We start from the raw sequence: 18,997 nt of genomic DNA, 5'->3' as shown, positions 1-18,997 counted from the left end.
ATAGTAAGGCTCAAAACGCCCGCTGACCGCGGGCTTTTGGGCGTTTAAAATAAGTAGTCGTACTAACGGTGAGGTGAACGTTACAGCGTGAAACTGGGCAAGCGTACTCGGGATATATGGGAATCATTTTTTTATTGGTGGGGGAGGCGTTCACTGCAAAGCCGCTTAATCGCCGCCTATATTTTTATTATTTTGGGCCCCTGTTTAATGGTGTCCTTTTATTCGTATAAGGCTATCAACAATACTTACTTCAAGGATGCTATCGACAAGAATAGCTATCTGCTGCAGATGGAGAAGCTGCATATCAATAATCAGATCGAAGTGATGGAACGTGCGGTTCAAATGGCCTATGAGGATAAGGAGGTAACGGATTATCTGGCAAATATGGAAGAACCGGATCTGGTAGAGTTAGTAGATTTTAACACCAATGTCTTTACGAATATTACACGCATCCAATATAACAATCCGAACATCGAACACTTGCGCTTGTATTCGAATAGTAATGTTCATGAGATTTCGCCCATTATCTTCCGTGAAAGTCGTGTAGCCTCTGAGCCTTGGTACCAGAAAGCACAAAAGCTGAAGGGGAAATTTTCGTGGTCTTTTCTAAATAGTGACCGGGATCTGCTGGAGCGTTTTTACGGACAAAAACCAAAGATTGTGCCAAAAGTATCGCTACTGCGTGAAATGAGCATTCCAGAGGATAACCATATCGGAATGGTGCAAGTCGATATGCTGCTGGAGCGGTTTACGCCTAAGACTTATACAACTGTACAGGATAGCCAATCTCAAATGTTTCTGGTCGATGGGGAAATGCAGCTGTTTACGCGGCCAGACCACTCTTTTCTGCAAGCGAACAGGAAGATGGCTGCAGCAATTACGGATCGTCTGCAATCGTATAATAAGACAGGGAATTGGGATATTCACTATACGGAGAACGGGAAGTCTTTTCTGTTTATTAACACTCCGCTGGAACGGATTGATGCGCACCTGCTTAATGTAGTCTCCATGGAAGGCGTCATGAAGGAGATTTCACATACACGGAATTTAATTATCGGCGTTAACATCGGTTTTATTATATTAGTGACCGTTATTGCTTACGTGCTTAATGCCTTTATTCTTAAGAACTTGCGCCGCTTGACCGAAACGATGAAAAAAGTGCGTAGAGGTGAGGCGTACACGGGGATTACGATCCGGGGCGGCGGGGAAGTGGGCGAACTCGCGCATCATTTCTCAAAGCTGATGAATACGATTAATACTTTAGTTGCTCAGGCCGTACAAAAGCAAGCTCTATCCAAGGAGGCTGAGCTTCGTACATTACACAACCAGATCGATGCACATTTTTTGTATAATACACTCGAAAATATTAAAATGCTGGCTGAAATGGAGAATCAGCGTACGATCTCCGATGCACTGACCTCGCTCGGCGGCATGATGCGTTATAATTTCAAATGGTCTGGCGAGTATGTGAAGCTGCGTGATGAAGTCCGCCATATCGAAAATTACATTGAAGTGATGAATATCCGCTTCGAGTATCCTATTGTTTTGAAGCTTCGCATTGAAGCTCACTATTTAGAGCTGGAGGTGCTGAAGATGTCTTTGCAGCCTATAGTTGAGAACAGTGTTAAGCATGCCTGGACCGGAGATAAAGAGGAAATGAAGGAGAGAATTATCTGTATTGATATCTCGGAATCCGAAGGCGATATCTTTATAGCTGTCCATGATAATGGGATCGGGCTTACGGCGGAGCGGTTGGCCACTTTGAACGAGAGCGTGTACGCTGTCAAAGAAGAGCAGCCGGCCGCAAGCTTTAGCGGTACGGGAGCCAATAATCCTAGAGCAAGCGGAATCGGACTAAGGAATGTACACCAGCGGCTGCAGCTGTTTTATGGCGGCGCTTACGGGCTGGAAGTGCAGAGTGAGCCAGGGAAATGGACTACGGTCTTCATGACGCTGCCTAAAGTTCTTTTGACGGGGGATAAACAACCATGATGAAACTGCTGATTGTAGATGATGAAAGAATGATCCGCCAGGGCTTGCAAGCGATGATCGAAAGGGAATATCCTTCGCAGTATAGTATTGCGCTGGCAGGCAATGGTGCGGAGGCGCTGGAGCTGTTCAGGCAGGAACACAGAGACATTATTATTACGGATATCCGCATGCCGGTTATGGATGGCATAGCACTGCTGGAGCACTTGTCTGCGGAGGCAGCGCCGGGTGAAGACCCGGCTGTTATCATCCTGAGCGGCTATGATGATTTTGAATATGCCAAAAGTGCCATCCGCTACCGTGCCAAGGATTACTTGCTAAAGCCTATCCGCCGGGATGAGCTGTTCAGTATTCTGGAGCAAATCGTTCAGGAGAAGAAGGAGCGTGAGTCCGGCGTCCACAGACTGGAGCTGGAAACGGAGGGTTTCCGCAGGGAGCTGCGTTCGGCCCGTTTGAAGGGATTGCTGATGCCGCAGAAGGTGCAGCCATCGCCCGAACAGCAAGAGGAACTGGGCCGGTTGGAGCAGCCTTTTACAGTTGGTGTACTGAATTATTATTACAGTGACGGTGCGCGAATGAAGCCGGAGGAAGTGCAGGGGATGGCCGAACGGCTGGTCGGTCCGCTGGAACAGAAATTTATCGAGATTCTGACGGATTGGGAGGGGAAGCTAGTGCTGGTCGGCAGCGGTAGGGAAGGTTTTCTGGAGCTGTCCCGGCAAGCCGGGGCCAGGGAGCTGAGGGGGCTGCTCATCGGTATAGGCAGCAAAGGCCGCAGTCCGGAGGAATTCCAGACCTGCTACAAAGAAGCCTGCCGTGCGCTGCAATATACCTTCCTGTCTCCGCAGGCAAGCTTTATGGATTATACCGATATCCAGGCCGACCGGCTTAGCTTTCCGTCACCGGACGAAGAACTGCGCAAGCTGCTCAACATGCTGGGCACAGACCGTGAGAAGGAGATCAGGAATCTCCTGGGCGTTATTTTTCAGATCGAGCATTTGCCGCAATTGGATTTGGCTTACCTGGAGAGTGTGGGCCGGAGTATGAATGAACGTGTGCTGGATGAGGTGTTCCGGGTACACGGAGAGGCCTCCGTAGAGGTACTGAAGCTGTATCGTACGGTCGGTGATTTGTACAATTACCGCCATTTCCATGACTATTACCGTGCACTGGAGCATTTGCTCATCAGTATAAACGATTATATTATAGGCATTAGGACTGCTCATAGTGAGCATGCCGATATGGAAGAGGCACTGGCTTACATCGAGGACCATTATTCCCGCCCGCTGAATATGGCGATGGTCAGCAATTACGTTTCGCTTAGCTACTCCTATTTCAGTGAAGCCTTTAAGGCTTATACTGGCGAGAGCTTTGTCGTATACTTGAAAAAAGTCCGCATCCGCCATGCCAAGAAACTATTGTCCGAAAACTGCATCAAGCTGGCGGAGGTGTCTGAGGCTGTCGGGTTCGAGAACAGCAAGCAGTTTGCCCGCGTATTTAAGGAACTGGAGGGCATCTCCCCGGGGGAATTCCGGATGAAGCAGCTGGAGAGGACGCCTTCCCGCGCGGATAACAAGGAATTCTATTAGCTGTTGGAGGGTTTAAAGTGGAAGAAATACAAGGGGATTTGATTACGGTTGAGACGCTTGCGGCAGATCTCCGGAAGCTGGGAGTAACCGAAGGTATGACTTTGCTGCTGCATTCGTCCTTTAAATCGCTGGGCCAGTGGGTAGCCGGTGGACCGGTGGCGGTTATTCTCGCCCTGGAGCAGGTGCTGGGGGAGGAAGGGACGCTCGTGATGCCTACCCATTCCTCCGATCTAACCGATCCGGCCGGCTGGAGCAATCCGCCGGTGCCCAAGGAATGGTGGCAGAGTATCCGGGAGCAGATGCCGGCCTATGATCCGGACATGACGCTGCTGAGGGGAATGGGGATCATACCCGACTGCTTCCGCAAGCAGAAGGGGGTTAGGCGCAGCAGCCATCCGATCCATTCCTTCGCCGCATGGGGGAAACACCGGGATGTGATTATTGACGGCCATGCGCTGGATTTTGCCTTGGGGGAACATTCTCCCCTCGCCCGGATCTATGATCTGAATGGAAGCGTGCTGCTGCTCGGGGTGGATCATGTCAACAATACCTCACTTCATCTGGCCGAACACCGGGCAAGTTATGCCGGGAAGCAGGAGGTAACCGCCGGAGCGCCAATGCTGGTGGATAGAGCCAGACAATGGGTGGAATTCAGAGATTTCAACTGGAATTCGGATGACTTCGCAGCGCTTGGCGGGGAATTTGGCCAAGATACGGGACGGATTACATATGGTACGGTTGCCGCCTCGGTAGCTCAGCTGATTCCGCAGCAGGAGATTGTTGATTATGCGGTGAAGTGGCTGGAGAAAAAGCGGAATCTTTGAATCCGCCGGAATGAATGAATCACGAACAATCGGAGCCAGGAAAAGGGGAGCGGACATGGGGACGACAACAATATATCTCACACGGCATGGACAGACGGAGTGGAATGTCCAGCAGCGGATGCAGGGACATCAGGATTCGCCGCTTACGCCGCTTGGCGTGCAGCAGGCGGAATGGTTGAACCGTGGGTTAAACAAGGTACAGATTGATGCCATCTATGCAAGCTCCAGTGAGCGGACCTTGCGTACGGCAGAGATTATCCGCGGAGAACGGACGGTCCCGGTAATCGCTTGCGATGAATTCAAGGAGATCCGAATGGGCTTGTGGGAAGGCTGCGAGTCTGCGGAAATTGAGCGCGCTCATCCGGAGCAGCATCATTATTTCTGGAAAGACCCGGAGAAATTCTCTGTAGAAGGCAGCGAGACGTTCCGGGAGGTGCAGGAACGGGCACTGCAGAAGCTTCTGGAGATTGTGGACAAGCATGAAGGGCAGACCGTACTCATTGTTACGCATACTGTAGTGATTAAGGTGCTGATGGCCCATTTTGAAGGCAGGGCAATGGAGCAGCTATGGGATCTGCCATATATTTATCCGACCTGCCTGTGCAGAATTGATATTACGGACGGTGTGCCGGAAATTGTGCTGCATGGAGATACGAGCCATTATGAAACAAGCGAAGCCGGAATGGAATCCTAGCTGATTCGTGATTTGTGTTCCGGTAGATTATTAATCGAATAGAAGCAGCCAACAGGCGATGATCCGGGAATCCGGCATCGCCTGTTTCCGGTGGGCTGATCTGAGCATTTATTTGTTCCGTCACTGTTCGGCGATTGCGCTTTGCGCTACAAAGGTCCCACCGCTCTGCCGGGTCTTAGCTTCAAGTGCAGACAGGTCGCCGTCCAGCGCCTTCAGACCCGGGAGCAGCAGCGCCAGTCCGGCGCAAAGGAGAGGAAGCAGCCCGGCGGCCAGGAACAGTGCAGGTACGCCGTAAAGCTCGGCGACGGCTCCGCCTGCAAAAGCGCCAAAGGGCTGCAGGCTGCCGCCGATCAGGAAGCGGATCGAGTTGACCCGGCCCTGCAGGTTGCCGGGAACCAGCCGGCCATGCAGGGAGGAGCTTAACGAGCCGAAGAAGGGGCCAAGGACTCCGGCGGCGAATACGGCAGCGAGCGCAAACGGAAAGCTCGGAATCAGGCCCCAGAGCGCAGTGGAGAGCCCAATGGCTCCCAGGCTGCCCAGCATCACGAAACGTCTCCGTTTGATTTCACCCAGCAGGGAAATTATGCCGAGTCCGGCTAAGGTTCCAAGTGCGGAAGCTGTTGTTAGTGTACCCATAGCCGCCGCGTCACGGTGGAGTACCTCGCGTACATAGGGAACCATCATAGTCCAGACGGCAACGGAGCTTAAGTTGCTGATGGAGGCCATCATCATAATGGTCAACATCGCCGGAAACTGCTTGTAGAAGGTGAAGCCTTCGGCAATCTCCCGCATATAAGCGGGTATGGAGAAGGTGCCGGAGCGCGGCGATGGCTTCGGCATCTTCGGCAGGCACAGCAGAGTGGCTATGGCAGCGGTATAACAAACCGCGTTGATGCCAAGCGCCGGCAGGGCTCCGCTGGCGGCGGTCAATACACCGGCAAGCGCCGGGCCCAGCAGCGCGGCCGCGCCTTTGCAGCCGTCGATAATGGCGAAGGCGCGCACCAGCTTCCGGCTGTCGGCGACGCCGGGAATCACCGCCATGGCCGTCGGCATGAACAGCGCGGCGCAGGCCCCGCTGAGGCTGGCGGCGGCGAAGAGATGCCAGAGCTCCAGCTTCCCGGCCAGGCCCATGCCCAGCGGCAGCGCAATCGCCAGCAGGCGGATAGCCGCCAGGCAGGCCATGAAGCGCACGCGGTGCAGCCGGTCGGACAGCGGCGAACCCAGCAGGCGCAGAAGCAGCTCCGGAATGCCGGAGCTGAGGGCCAGTGCCCCCATAGCCAGCTTGGAGCCGGTCAGCTCGTAGACCAGCCACTCCATGGCCAGCAGGCCAAAAGCATCCCCGAAGGCGCTCAAAGATATGGTGGACAGCAAACCATAATAGCTGCGTTTTTTCACAGGATGTACTCCCCTTTCAAGGCAAACCTTACTAGATCAGTTCCAATCACTGCATCAGCTCTCCAGGTAGGCCCCGATCTGATGAGGCAGATTGTTCAGTGCTTCAAGGCGCAGACTGTACGATACGCTTTTTCCGCTGGAGTGGACAATGACGAGACCAGCTGCGCGCAGAGCGATAAGATGATAATGAATCGTGCTTTTGGACAGGCCGACCTGCTTGACGATCTCGGTGAAGTTCAGCTGTTTGCCTGCAAGCAGGCGGAGAATGTACAGCCGCGTCTCATCGGACAGCGCCCGGGTAAGCCGGAGCAGTGCGGGAGCCGGACGTCCTTCTTCCGGAGGAAGAACATCACAGGAGTAGCTGGTAAATACAAATTCATCGTACATAGCGGAAGTAACCAGAGGCCGGGGATGATATTGCGGAATAATAATCACCTGCTTCAGCTGCTCGGCAGGATACAGCCGCATGCCCTCGGTTGCCTGTTCGAAGACCTCCATGTCATTCCCGCCGTTCAGCATCGCCCGTCTGGCTTCAGCCTCCTGGCTTAACCCTTCAAGGATTTCGGGATTGATTCCACTGAAATAACCTGCATCCCAGGCACGCAGAATTTCAGAGGTGGAGTTCCGCAGCTCCGCAAGATTGGACGGGACGGATTGTCCGAAGCGTCCGGCAATCTCAAACAGCTCACCCGCAGACAGATCCTCGAACCAGTGCATAAAGCCGCTGACCGAACGGTCCCCCGGACAACTCCAAATATACGGCGCCAAACTGAAATCCTCGACAAGGGTAATAATCTCCCGCATTCTCTGGAGCTGCACCGGTGCAAATCTGGCCTGGACCTCACGGACCCAGAGCTTTCCTCCATCCATGGCATTATGATTCTGCTTCCAGAGAAAAGCGTTCAGGCTGGCGATACATTCATACATGGGCGCAAAGTCGACTTCTACTTTGTACATTGTTGAGGTTCCTCATTTCCTTCTGTAAATGTGTGTGAATGATATTTGTTCTATAAATATAGAACTATTTATTTGTTTTATTATATGCGAACTAAACTATAATTTCAATATAAAGGAAAAATAAAAAAAGGCGTTTCCGCCGGACGCCATTTGCGCCTTTGGAACCGCCTTTTTATGCTGCTGTAAAAGTTGTCTCAGCTTAGTTGATGAACTGAAGGGACTTCAGAGTCTTCTCCAGCATGGTAACTGCTTCCGCGCGGGTAGCAGACATTTGTGGAGCGAATGAGCCGTCCGCTCTGCCCTGGATGATGCCCGCTGCAGCAATTTCCTCTACCGCACTTTGCGACCATGCGGCAATGTCGGCGGCATCGCTGAATTTCGCAAGCCGGGCCGGATCGGCAGTTAAGGTTGCCCCGGTGTACTTCATCGCCTTCGACAGAATGGAGGCCATCTCCTGACGGGTGATTGGACTGTTCGGCTTAAAGCTGCCGTCTGTGTAGCCCGTGATCAGGCCCGCTGTGGCTGCTGTGTGAATGGCATCGGCATACCATGCACTTGCACTGACATCACTGAAGGCTGCTCCGCTGCTTGTTGCCGCAAGGCCAAGGGAGCGTGTGATCAGTGCTGCGAATTCCGCCCGTGTCACCTTCTGGGCAGGGGAGAACGCCGTATCGCTGGTTCCGGTAATGATCAGCTTGGAGGCCAAGAGATCAATGGCCGACTTGGCCCAGTGCCCCGTGATGTCTCCGAATGTTTTGGCTGATTTCACAACCGTGTAATAGCTGTTGCTGTTCCGTTTAATGGTGACATCGGTAGTTCCGTCAGCCTTTGTTGTGAAGAGAGAAGGCACGAAGGAAATTTTGCCCGTTGCCGGATCAAAGGATACCGCTGTTGCACTCTCGGAGTTCAGTTTCCCTGGAGCAGTGATACTCCGCTTCACATAAGTGCTTCCGAAGCTGTTGAGCGGCACGCTGTTAGTTCCCGCTTGTGCGGTAATGCTGAATTCAATGACCGGAGCCGCCAGAGTGACGGAACCGGCTTGGGAAGCCAGCGCCTGATTCACGCTGCTGAGTGTTGCCGGACTTGCCAGCAGCATGGAAACTGTAATCGTAAAGTCGGTGGTGCCAAGCTGCGCAGCCAGTGCTGTTCCGTTCAGGACACTTAACGGAAGCGAGTAGGAAGCTCCCTGTGAAGTGAACGTAAGAACTGTCGCAGGGTTGGCTGCGGCCTGTTTGACCAGCACGCTGCCTGGCAGTACAACCTGTACTCCGCCTGCTGTGGCGGTAACCGGAATGACGAGCTCATTGCTGCCGCTAGGCAGTGATGCCAATTTGCCGGTCAGATCGGCTGCTGTAATTGTAGTCACCTGCGGTGCTGCTGATGGAGCCGGTGTTGCACTAGGTGCCGGTGTCGGCGTTGGCAGCGATCCGCCACCAGTGGAAGGTGGTGGTGTTGGCGTCGATCCTTTCAGATCGGTAATACGGCCTTCCGTAGCAGGGTTTACAGTGCCGGATTTTTTCAGATAGTCGGTAAAGACCTCATAATCCGGCAGGTACAGCTCATAGAACCGGCCGTCTGCCTTAGCTGTAGCCAGTGAGCGGTAGAAATCTCCGCCGCCTGCCATGAAGGAGTTCGTGGACAGGATATAGTAAGCTGCAGGGTCAATGGCAACGTAGCTGCCATCGGCTTGTTTAATATCAACCGAAACTATGCGCGCTCCTTCCTGCTCCAGAACGTTTGTAGTTGCATTGATTTTTTCTGCCGGTTTGGTGGAGTCGTAGGTATAGCGCATACCCGAAACCTGTGCGAACCGTCCTTGGTCGGTCTCAAGTCCGCTGACGCTGTTCTCCAGAGAATCAATAATCTCTTGTCCGGTAACCTTGAGAGCCACCAGACTGTTGGAGAACGGCATTACAGTCAGCACTTCACCGAGTGTAATGTCTCCCTGATCAATGCCGGCACGGATGCCGCCGCCATTCTGAATAGCGACAAAGCCTTTAATCGTGGAAAGATCTTCGGCAGAAATCAGCTTGCTTACCAATTCCTTGGCTTTGGCGTTAATGCCGTCGGCAATGAGATTGCCCAGATTGGTTTCTTCCTTGCGTACAACACGGGTTGTTTTTCCGTCGACCAGTCGTTCATAGACCAGAGGCACATCGGTTTTGCCGACAAGGGTCTGGCGGATTTCCGCAAGCTGCACGTCATATTTGGCCAGCATTTCCTTAGCGGCCGGATCATCGGCGAACTTGCTTACGTCCAGCAGCTTGCCCGTATAGTTGGTAATAACGCCGTTGTCGTCGAATTCAACATCCAGTTCGCCGAGGTTCTGGCCATACTCCCCGGTCTGTACAACCAGTGTCGGTTCGCCGTCTTTATTGAAGATTACAGGAGCGTCCAGCTTGGTATGGGTGTGCCCGCCGACAATTACGTCGATGCCCGGCACCTGAACAGCCAATTGCTGATCCATGTTGTACCCCAGATGGGAGACAGCAATGATTTTGTTGATGCCTTGTTCTTTCAGTGCTTTCACTGTGTTCTCTGCGCTTGTTTTGTAATCTTTAAAGGCAATCTTGTCACCCGGTGAAGACAAGCCTACTGTATCCTCGGTGGTGAGTCCGAATATGCCGATTTTTTCACCATACACATCCTTAATGACCGAAGGGTAGATGTGGCCATCCAGTGCTGGTGTGGCGGTAGTGCCGCCGGTTTTATTTACAAAAATATCCTTAAGTTCGTTATCCTTGCTCGTGAAGTCGATATTTGAGCTGATGAACGGGAATTTGGCCTCATTAATAAACGATCTTAATGCAGGCAGTCCTTTATCAAACTCATGATTTCCGAAGGTCATAGCGTCATAACCGATATAGTTCATGAATTCAAGATCAGCCAGTCCTTCGAATTTCGTAAAATACAGTGTGCCGGAGAATACATCCCCTGCATCAAGCAGGATGGAGTTGCCGGTCCGTTCTTGCTTGATCGCTGTCATCCGTTTAACTACAGTTTCCAGATGGCTGTGCGTATCGTTGGTGTGCAGAATGCGTAAAGAGAAGTCTTCGTCCGGCGACGGAGTTCCCTTCAAGTCCGTGATACGGCCCTCGACTTCGACATTGACCGGTTTATGCTTGTTCAAATAGGACAAGAGAACTTCGAAATCCGGAAGACCAAGCTCATAATAACGTCCGTCTGCCTTGGCAGCAGCCAGGGCACGATAGAAGTCTCCGCCGCCTGCCATGAAGGAGTTCGTGGACAGAAGATAGTAAGCGTTCGGGTCAACTGGTGCGTAGGAGCCGTCAGCCTGCAGGATATCGACGGATACGATACGTTCCCCGGTTTGTGTTACTTTGCCTGTTATGGAATCCACAATTTCAGGTGTTTTCGTGGAATCATACGTGTATTTCATGCCGGAAACCTGAGCAAAACGTCCTTGGTCGGAGCTCAGGCCGCTGACCGAGTTCTCCAGAGAGGAGATGATTTCCGAGCCCGTTACCTTGAGCGCAGCAAGGCTGTTGGCAAAAGGCAGTGTGGTCAGCACTTCGCCCATCGTGATGTCGCCTTTGTCGATGGCTGCACGGATGCCGCCGCCATTCTGGATGGACACAACGCCCTTAATGGAAGCAAGGTCGCTTTCCGGCACAAAATTCGGCATAAGCTCTTTGACTTTTTCCGCGATACTGTCGGCAATCATGTTGCCGATCGGTGTTTCTTCCTGACGCACAACGCGTACAGACTTACCGTCGATGGTGCGGTTGGTGTAGAGATCGACGTCAGTCGAGCCTACGACTTCGCTGCGGACAGCTGCCAATTCAGCGTCGTAAGGAGCAAGCAAAGCTTTGGCTGTAGCATCCTCGCCGAATAGATTAACATCCAGCAGTTTGCCGTTGTAGGCGAGAATTTCACCGTCTTTATCAAAGGTTACGTCCAATTCCCCGAGGAATTGGCTGTATTCACCGGTCTGCACGATCAGTACATTCTTGCCAGTTCCGGCATTAACAATTGGCGTCGGAGGATTATCGACCTTCGTATGCGAATGTCCGCCAACGATAATGTCAATTCCGGGAACAGCCTTCGCCAGTTCCTGATCAACAGTGTAACCCAGATGGGTAACGGCGATGATCTTGTTAATTCCCTGGTTCTCCAGCATTTTAACTGTGTTTTTGGCGCTTTCCACATGGTCCTTGAAGCTGATTTTATCACCTGGCGATGCCAGTCCAACGGTGTCCTCGGTTGTTAGGCCAAAAATACCTATTTTCTCGCCGTAAATATCCTTGATGACCGCAGGATAAATGTTGCCATCCTTGGCCGTGCTCAGGGACTCGTCGGTTTCCAGCGTTCCGATCGTATTGTGATAGAGCTCCGCGAGTTCGCTTTTCTTCGTAGTGAAATCGATGTTGGAGCTGGCGAACGGGAATTTGGCTGCCGTCACGAAGTCCTTCAGCACTTCCGGCTGATCCTTGTTCAGATCGAACTCATGGTTGCCGAATGTCATCGCGTCATAGCCGATGTTGTTCATGAACTTGATATCTGCCTGCCCCTTGAACTGGGTGAAATACAAGGTTCCGGAGAACACGTCCCCTGCATCCAGCAGCACCGTGTTGCCTGTGCGTTCACTACTGATCGCCGACGTGCGTCTGGTTACATTCTCCAGGTGGCTGTGCGTATCATTTGTGTGTAACACACGCAGGTTGAAAGTGTCGGTGCCGAAGTCAATTTGAGTCAGCAGCGGGTCATGGTCGCTTACCCGTCCTTCTTCTTCCTGGAAGTCGGCATTGATATGCACGATGTCGAGTGTGGATCTGGAGGCCAGCTTATTGTTGACCAGCATGTGATCCAGCGTTTGGGAATTGCCCTCATAAATATAGGAGTAGCGCTCTCCCAGAGGCAGGGTGTCGATCAGATTGGTCAATGCGCTGCCTTTCAGAACCTTTAGTGTATTCGAGAACTGGAAGTCATTCAGATCGCCAAGAACGACGATATTGGCATCCGGATTCTTGGTCAGGACATCTGACACGAAGCCATTTACCACGTTGGCGATTTCCGCCCGTTGGGTTTCACTTGCCTTAACCGGAGGCTGTGTGCCGCCATAAAGGCCAGTATCGCCTGTTTTGGAATTGAAGTGATTAGCGATAACCATAACTTTTTCATTGTTAAACATAAATTCGGCCGCAAGCGGCTTGCGGGAACTCTTGAATGCGGGGTGGGTTGGATCAATCCGGCCCGGATTCAGGCTGAGTCCGCCGTCTTTAGTGTAAGCAACTGCTGTTGTTGCGTCGCCTTTGCTGGCTGATCCAGCCAGTTTAACGCGTGCAGTATTGTAAATAAATCCGGCCCGGATGTTAGCGCCTGGTGCACCGCCATCCATGTTGTTTGCAGGGGAGATGTCAGTATAAGCATAGACTGGACCGCCCTGTGCTGTGATGGCGTCGATCAGCGCCTTGTAGCTCTCAGCTGCATCGACATTGCCGCTGTCCGTGGCACCGTCGTTGTCCTGGATTTCCAGCAGGCCGACGATATCCGGTGTTTTCAAATTGCTTACAATGGATTTAGCCACATTGTTAATTTTAGTGGAGGAGTTGGATTTGGAGAAATTCTCCACATTAAATGAAGCGACCGTCAATTTGTCCGCTTCGGCTGTCAAAGCGGTAGTTTCCCGGTCCTTGGAGGTTCCCGGGTTTACCACAGGCAGTTCGCTATCCGGACGCACTTTGAAGTTTCCGTAATCATAGCCGAGAATACCGGTGATGTTGCCGGCAAAAACCTGCCCTGTTTTGACCGGGCTGCTTGGTTTCTTGGCAATCAGAATCCGCTGGGGATTATAGTCTGCTCCTGTAAGGACCAGACCGCCCGCCGGAGAGCTGACTTCTGTCGTGCTGGTACCGTTGTTTACGGTAACCGGAATTTCATAATCATAAGGTCCGATAATCTTTGGGGTATTGAGCTGAACGCGCATGCCTTCAAGGCTCTCGTAGAAGTCGAGCGCATATTTGGCAGGTTCAAGCTCTTTGCTCAAACCGGCCGAAATGACAGCAGTGGGAATAGCGCGGCCACCGGTGCCAAGAACGGTAGCAGCGGGAAGAGCGTTTCCGGAAGATATGACTTTTGCCTGAGCTGCGGCAATTTCCGTAGTCAGCAGATCGGAGGCGCCATCATATCCGCCTTCCTTATATTCCTTGACCGTTCCGTCCACGAGCACGGAATCACCAACCTTCACCTTGTTCCCGGGGAGGTAGACCATGATCGCCTCGGAAGTCCGGACATCGCTGTCTGGCGTCGGGTTCTGGATATAGAAGGTGCTGCCGCTTGTGTAAGTCACAATGCCCGGCACGCCCTTCACCAATTGACCAGTATAAGTAGAGGATTGGACAGTGCCCTGGATCTGGGGAATCGTCAGTCCGCTCACGGCATCCTTGGTCGTATAGTTAAACTGTGAAATATCGCTGTCGGATTTGCCTTCTTCTTTAGAGAAAGCTTTGATCAGGATACTGTCATCTTGCAGAACAATCGGGGCATTATACCATGCGTAATCTGCTAAGGCGTCAGTGCTGCCATTTGCATATACACTGTAGTATACGCTTGCGGTTACACTGCTTGTAGTAAGAGCGAGTTCAGTTCCCTTGCCCACGAGCAGGCCGGAAGCGATGGATGCGGCAACGGCCGGAGATTTGGGGTCGACTACCCCGGAACCGGAACTGCGCGGATCTGGTGCTTGTGTAGTAATAAAGTCGGTAGAGTTCTGGTTAGTATCTAATCCGCGGTTGCTTGACGGCAATACAAGGGACTGTTGGCGTGTTGCTGCGGTTGCGTTGGTCAGGGCAGGAGCCGCCGCTGTACCCTCAAAAAAGTTAGCAGTGCCGTATCCAATAAGGTCAACCTGGGTATCGGTACCGTCCAATAAATCGACTTTACCGTTGGTGGCACTCAGATTGATAAGCGAAGAAGGGATGAGATCGGGGGTAGGCAACGCATCTCCAGTATTTCCTCCTGCGCCCATGATCAAATAGTAACCGTTGGCTGGAAGGATACCGGCGAGAGGGATGTTGTTGGTGCCGAATGATCCGGCACTGCTGGCATATCTAACCTTCCAGCCAGTCAGATCGACAGCTGTATCGGTCGGATTATAAAGCTCAATGAAGTCATTTTTGTATTTGGCTCCGGAGTTTCCTCCGCCACCATATACCTGGGAGATTACGGGTGAGCTGTTATCCTCGGCCGCAGAAGCGGTCTGTGGTGCGGGCAGGGCAATACCGGTAACGAGCAGCATTGAGAGTGCCGCAGACCACCATTTTCTTTGCCTTGATGAGATTTTCATTTGTTCGAATCTTCTCCTCTCGTTTACGATAATCACTCAACCTAACCTAACTCTATCATCTGTTCATTAAATGATAGGTTGTCTACCATTAAATATATATTAAACATGGGTTAAATAACATAGAAATATTGGAAATTTCGGTTCGGAGCACAAAAGACGATGATGTTTTTCTCGTCCAATCCAAAGAGTTGTGTTGAATTTATGAAATGATAGGTCTGAGATTGTCTTTTTCTGAGTTGGTTAGTGTTATTTGTATGTTATGTTTATGTGAAGAGAACGTAAAAATGCCCCCGGCCGCGGTAAGGCCAAGGGCATTTGTGAAACGATAAAAAGATTTGCAGGATCGTATTCTGCTATTTCTCTGTCTGTGCCGGAGCAGGGAGGGAGTCTAAGCCCCCCATATAAGGCTGGAGTGCCTTCGGAATATAAATCGTTCCGTCCTCCTGCTGATGGTTCTCGAGCAGCGGAATCAAAATCCGCGGCGTAGCCACTGCGGTGTTGTTCAAGGTGTGGCAGTAATGCAGCCGTCCGTCCTCATCCCGGTAACGAATGCCCGAACGGCGGGCCTGAAAATCGAGCAGGTTCGAAGCCGAATGGGTCTCCCCATAAGCGCCTCTGCTGGGCATCCAGGTCTCGATGTCGTACTGCTTATGCGTTTTCAGCGCCATATCGCCGCTGCAGACGGCCACGACCCGGTAAGGCAGCTCGAGCAGCTGCAAAATATGCTCGGCATTCGCCAGAATTTCCTGCAGCATTTGCTCCGAGACCTTGTTATCGCCTCTGCATAACACAACCTGTTCGATCTTCGAGAACTGATGCACGCGGTACAGGCCGTGCACATCGCGTCCCGCTGAGCCGACTTCGCGGCGGAAGCAGGTGGACATCCCGGCTAACCGCATAGGCTCCGCAAGATCGACAATCTCATCGCTATATAATGAAACAAGCGACACTTCCGAGGTTCCGGCCAGCCAGCGTTTTTCACCGGTCAGCTCATAGGTCTGATCCATGCCGCCGGGGAAAAATCCCGTCCGCTCCAGCGCCTCCGGCCGGACGATGACCGGCACATCCATTGTCGTGAAGCCGCGTGCTGCGAGCACATCCAGGGCCAGCCTCTGCACAGCGAGATGCAGGTTCAGACCCGCGCCTTTCAGCACATAGCTGCGCGGTCCGCCAGCCTTGACGCCACGCGGTATATCGATGATATCATGCAGTTCGCCGAGCTCGACATGATCGCGTGGCGCGAAGCCGAAATCCGGCAGCGCACCGGTCCGCCGCAGCTCCACATTCTGGCTGTCATCGTCGCCGATGGGCGTATCGCCCGATACCGGGTTCGGCGCGAGCAGCTGCAGCTCTCCGCAGCGGCGGTCCGCCTCCGCCAGATCAGCTTCAAGCTTGCCGAGCAGGACGTTGATCTTCCGCACCTGCTCCTTGGCAGCTTCTCCGCCTGGGGTGTCGCCTTGTCGCAGCAGCTGTTCCACTTCTTTGGTCAGCGTATTGCGCTGTGCCCGGTGCTGCTCCGTGTCCCGGCGTAAACCCCGCCGCTTATCGTCCCATTCCAGCAATTCATCCAGCGGGAAATTCACCTTTTTCCACACCGCCGTGTTTCTTACGAGTTCCTCATTCTCCCTGATCCAGTTCATGTCCAGCATACCGCTTCGCTCCTTTTGGTTTAAAAAAATGCAAAAAACGCCCTCATCCATGGGACGAGGAGCGTCAGCTCGCGGTGCCACCCAGGTTGACCGAATCCCAGTAAAGCTGCTTCAGTAGCGGAATTCGATCCTCTTTGGTCTTCGCGGTAACGGGCGAAACCCGGTAAACTTAGGGAACAAGTAAATGCTCCGGTCGCAGACGCCTCGCGGTTGGATGCCGTTCATTGGCCTGGTCGGGATATAGTATTGCCGCTTATTATATCCCATGATTTTGCGGGGTGCAAGGGTAATTCCTGTTTGACATTAATCCTTGCTCTTTGATAGGATTATTACTAATTTAAAGTATTTAGGCTTGAGATTAGGTGCGTCTTGCATATATTGTGAAATGAACGGAAGAGGTGGAGAAATGGGCAAAATAGTTGTGATCAACGGAACGCCGTCCCTGGTATCGCGGATCAACGCGGTTATTGAATATGCGGAGGCCGATTTACGCGGGCGCGGGTTTGAGGTGGAGCGCATTAATGTCGCTGAGCTGCCGGCGGAGGATTTGATCCACACCAAGTTTGAAAGTGAAGCGATCGTCAAAGCCAATGGTCATGTAGCCGAAGCAGATGCAGTAATCGTGGTTAGTCCGGTGTATAAAGCCTCCTATACTGGTGTGCTCAAGACCTTCCTTGATTTGATCCCGCAAAAAGGACTGGCCGGCAAAATCGTGCTCCCGCTCTTTATGGGCGGCAGCCTGGCACATTTGCTCACCATAGACTACGCACTGAAGCCGGTATTGTCCGTGCTCGGCGCGCGGCATATTCTAGGCGGCGTATATGCCGTGGACTCACAGGCTGTGCGGGGCGATCAGGGCATAGTTGAACTGGCCGAGGAACTCAAGCTGCGGCTGAACAGCGTACTGGCGGAACTGGCGGAAGAGACTGCGCATAAAGCGGCCCGCAAGGCCGGAGAGTAACCGGCTGCGCTAACTATGTCTCTCGTACTATAATACCAAAGAGCTCCTTTTATCCGGTGGATTCAGGGGGCTCTTTGATGTGTGGAAGAGGGTGCTGCGCAGACTGGCTGCATCTCGTGCGGGATCATGAGGACGGTTCAAGTCCGGTTTATATCTGCTCTTAAATTGAGTAAATACCAGTATTTTCGAAATCTAAAGTTACAATAGCAGTTTCAAACTTAATTTCAAATAATATCAGGAAATCACCAGCCTGCTCAATGGTGTTTTTGTAGTCGGGAATTTTATGGATGAATCCGTCTTGTACATCATGAATGTTTTTTGCGCTTTTTACAGCAAGACCTTCCGCTTTTACATGCTCATTGCCGCTCGATGGAATGGTTGTGAATGCCACTCTGTTGTTTTTTTCTATCTCATTGACTTTCTGATTGTCGGCAAACGTTGAAAAGAAAAGGGAATGTGATCTGTCATCGTAATAAAAATTTACAATTCTAACCTTCGGGTGATTTTCTGCAATGGTTGCCAATGCTATTTCTGTTTGCTGTGCCATCATTCTTAAAAACTCTCTTTTCGTATCCACAATTATTCCTCCTTTAATATCTCCTGCATGTAAAGTATACTGCTGAAAGGTATCATATTTTGACACCTTTCAAAACGTAAGGAGATAACAAATGAAAAAGTCGGAACGGATAAACGATATGATTATTTTTCTGAACGGGCAGGAGCAATTTAACTTAAAGGACATTATGGACAGATACAATATCTCTAAAAGCACAGCCTTGCGGGATATCCAGTCATTAGAGGAAATAGGGATGCCTATCTTTTCTGAATTGGGGCGATACGGAAAATATGGGATCTTGAAAAACAGATTGTTGTCACCTATTGTGTTTACAGTAGATGAAGTATACGCTTTGTATTTTTCAATGCTGACACTAAAAACATATCAATCGACACCCTTTCATTTAAGTGTTGAAAAATTGAAGAAGAAGTTCGAATCCTGTCTTTCCAGTGAGCAGATACTAAGGGTCTTCCAAATGGAACGATTATTAAAGCTGGAGACATACAAGCATGCTAACAGCAGTCCTTTTCTCCAGGAAATTCTAAGAACCGCGCTGGAGGAAAAAGTATGCGAGCTTGGATATGCTAAAAATGGTGCCGGGGAATCCTATACGATTCAGTTTTTTGATATCTCAGCATCTTATGGACAGTGGTATGCCACAGGATTTAATTTTAAGAATAATCAGGTACAGGTTTTTAGGTGCGACAAAATAATATCAATACAGGAATTGAAGGATCATCCTTCCAAAAAAGCGGAAGAGCTAACGTCATCCCCTGCTGACATGTATAAATTAGAGGGGGCCGTTGATTTTGAGGTGGAGATTTCGGAAAAGGCAGTGGATTTGTTCTATAAGGAGCATTATCCGTCTATGACGTTAAGTGTGAATAAGGAGAAATATGCAATCTGTGGATTTTATAATAAAGGAGAAGAAAAATTTATTTCGAGCTATTTCATCAAATATGGAACAGCTATTATCTCTATCCAGCCTTCTTGCTTGAAAAATTTAGTTGTTGCTGAACTAGAGAGGATATCAGGATATTATAAAAAGCTGTGACTTTTGAATAGCAGAAGAGGCAAAAA

General features: G+C 51.3%; 11 protein-coding genes. 6 read left to right on the top strand and 5 right to left on the bottom strand.

Translation table 11 applies throughout. The features are described 5' to 3' along the window. Positions 1-87 precede the first annotated feature (87 nt). From ACQ76X_RS09525 to ACQ76X_RS09510, 4 genes are read left to right on the top strand one after another with little or no spacing between them, the layout of a single operon-like run. The gene (locus ACQ76X_RS09525) at positions 88-1,992 is read left to right on the top strand and encodes a cache domain-containing sensor histidine kinase (protein ID WP_438493275.1); all 1,905 of its coding nucleotides are present in this window, start codon (positions 88-90) and stop codon (positions 1,990-1,992) included. Further along, the gene (locus ACQ76X_RS09520; RefSeq protein ID WP_438493274.1) at positions 1,989-3,575 is read left to right on the top strand and encodes a response regulator; all 1,587 of its coding nucleotides are present in this window, start codon (positions 1,989-1,991) and stop codon (positions 3,573-3,575) included. Before ACQ76X_RS09525 ends, ACQ76X_RS09520 begins: the two co-directional genes overlap by 4 nt. A 17-nt stretch (positions 3,576-3,592) precedes the next feature. Beyond that, positions 3,593-4,399, top strand: coding sequence for an aminoglycoside N(3)-acetyltransferase (locus ACQ76X_RS09515; RefSeq protein ID WP_438493272.1), 807 nt, complete (start codon positions 3,593-3,595; stop codon positions 4,397-4,399). Positions 4,400-4,454: 55 nt separating this feature from the next. Then, positions 4,455-5,093 carry a histidine phosphatase family protein gene (locus tag ACQ76X_RS09510; protein WP_340895168.1) on the top strand — a complete coding sequence of 213 codons (639 nt, stop codon included), beginning with the start codon at positions 4,455-4,457 and terminating at the stop codon, positions 5,091-5,093. Positions 5,094-5,213: 120 nt separating this feature from the next. Here ACQ76X_RS09510 and ACQ76X_RS09505 read toward each other — a convergent pair whose 3' ends face one another. The 4 genes from ACQ76X_RS09505 to serS all read right to left on the bottom strand — a co-directional run bounded on the left by ACQ76X_RS09505 (position 5,214) and on the right by serS (position 16,400). Then, on the bottom strand, positions 5,214-6,488 hold the full coding sequence (locus ACQ76X_RS09505) for an MFS transporter (protein WP_438493270.1): 1,275 nt from the start codon (positions 6,486-6,488) through the stop codon (positions 5,214-5,216). Between the two features lie 54 nt (positions 6,489-6,542). Further along, positions 6,543-7,445 carry an ArsR/SmtB family transcription factor gene (locus ACQ76X_RS09500; RefSeq protein ID WP_438493268.1) on the bottom strand — a complete coding sequence of 301 codons (903 nt, stop codon included), beginning with the start codon at positions 7,443-7,445 and terminating at the stop codon, positions 6,543-6,545. Between the two features lie 199 nt (positions 7,446-7,644). Next, entirely contained in the window at positions 7,645-14,751 is a 7,107-nt protein-coding gene (locus ACQ76X_RS09495) for a 5'-nucleotidase C-terminal domain-containing protein (RefSeq protein WP_438493266.1), read from the bottom strand. A gap of 353 nt (positions 14,752-15,104) precedes the next feature. Then, on the bottom strand, positions 15,105-16,400 hold the full coding sequence (serS, locus tag ACQ76X_RS09490) for a serine--tRNA ligase (protein ID WP_438493264.1): 1,296 nt from the start codon (positions 16,398-16,400) through the stop codon (positions 15,105-15,107). 406 nt (positions 16,401-16,806) lie between these two features. Between serS and ssuE the strand changes: the two genes are divergently transcribed. Beyond that, entirely contained in the window at positions 16,807-17,361 is a 555-nt protein-coding gene (gene ssuE, locus ACQ76X_RS09485; RefSeq protein ID WP_438493263.1) for an NADPH-dependent FMN reductase, read from the top strand. Between the two features lie 160 nt (positions 17,362-17,521). Here the strand turns inward: ssuE and ACQ76X_RS09480 are convergent, their stop codons facing one another. Then, a complete protein-coding gene (locus tag ACQ76X_RS09480; RefSeq protein WP_438493261.1) occupies positions 17,522-17,938 on the bottom strand; it encodes a pyridoxamine 5'-phosphate oxidase family protein in 417 nt (138 codons plus the stop codon). 91 nt (positions 17,939-18,029) lie between these two features. Here ACQ76X_RS09480 and ACQ76X_RS09475 point away from each other — a divergent pair, with 91 nt between their 5' ends. Next, entirely contained in the window at positions 18,030-18,971 is a 942-nt protein-coding gene (locus tag ACQ76X_RS09475) for a helix-turn-helix transcriptional regulator (protein WP_438493259.1), read from the top strand. Positions 18,972-18,997 lie beyond the last annotated feature (26 nt).

Source organism: Paenibacillus sp. IHBB 3054 (assembly GCF_051594305.1).
In the GTDB taxonomy this organism is placed as follows: Bacteria; Bacillota; Bacilli; order Paenibacillales; family Paenibacillaceae; genus Paenibacillus_AQ.
The sequence above is the reverse complement of the archived record's forward strand: the minus strand, read 5'-3'. Positions and strand labels throughout refer to the sequence as shown.

Bases quoted from the DNA above. Each gene is read 5' to 3' on its own strand.
- ACQ76X_RS09520 (WP_438493274.1), top strand. From the start codon at position 1,989: ATGATGAAACTGCTGATTGTAGATGATGAAAGAATGATCCGCCAGGGC.
- ACQ76X_RS09510 (WP_340895168.1), top strand. From the start codon at position 4,455: ATGGGGACGACAACAATATATCTCACACGGCATGGACAGACGGAGTGG.
- ACQ76X_RS09500 (WP_438493268.1), bottom strand. From the start codon at position 7,445: ATGTACAAAGTAGAAGTCGACTTTGCGCCCATGTATGAATGTATCGCC.
- ACQ76X_RS09495 (WP_438493266.1), bottom strand. From the start codon at position 14,751: ATGAAAATCTCATCAAGGCAAAGAAAATGGTGGTCTGCGGCACTCTCA.
- serS (WP_438493264.1), bottom strand. From the start codon at position 16,400: ATGCTGGACATGAACTGGATCAGGGAGAATGAGGAACTCGTAAGAAAC.
- ssuE (WP_438493263.1), top strand. From the start codon at position 16,807: ATGGGCAAAATAGTTGTGATCAACGGAACGCCGTCCCTGGTATCGCGG.
- ACQ76X_RS09475 (WP_438493259.1), top strand. From the start codon at position 18,030: ATGAAAAAGTCGGAACGGATAAACGATATGATTATTTTTCTGAACGGG.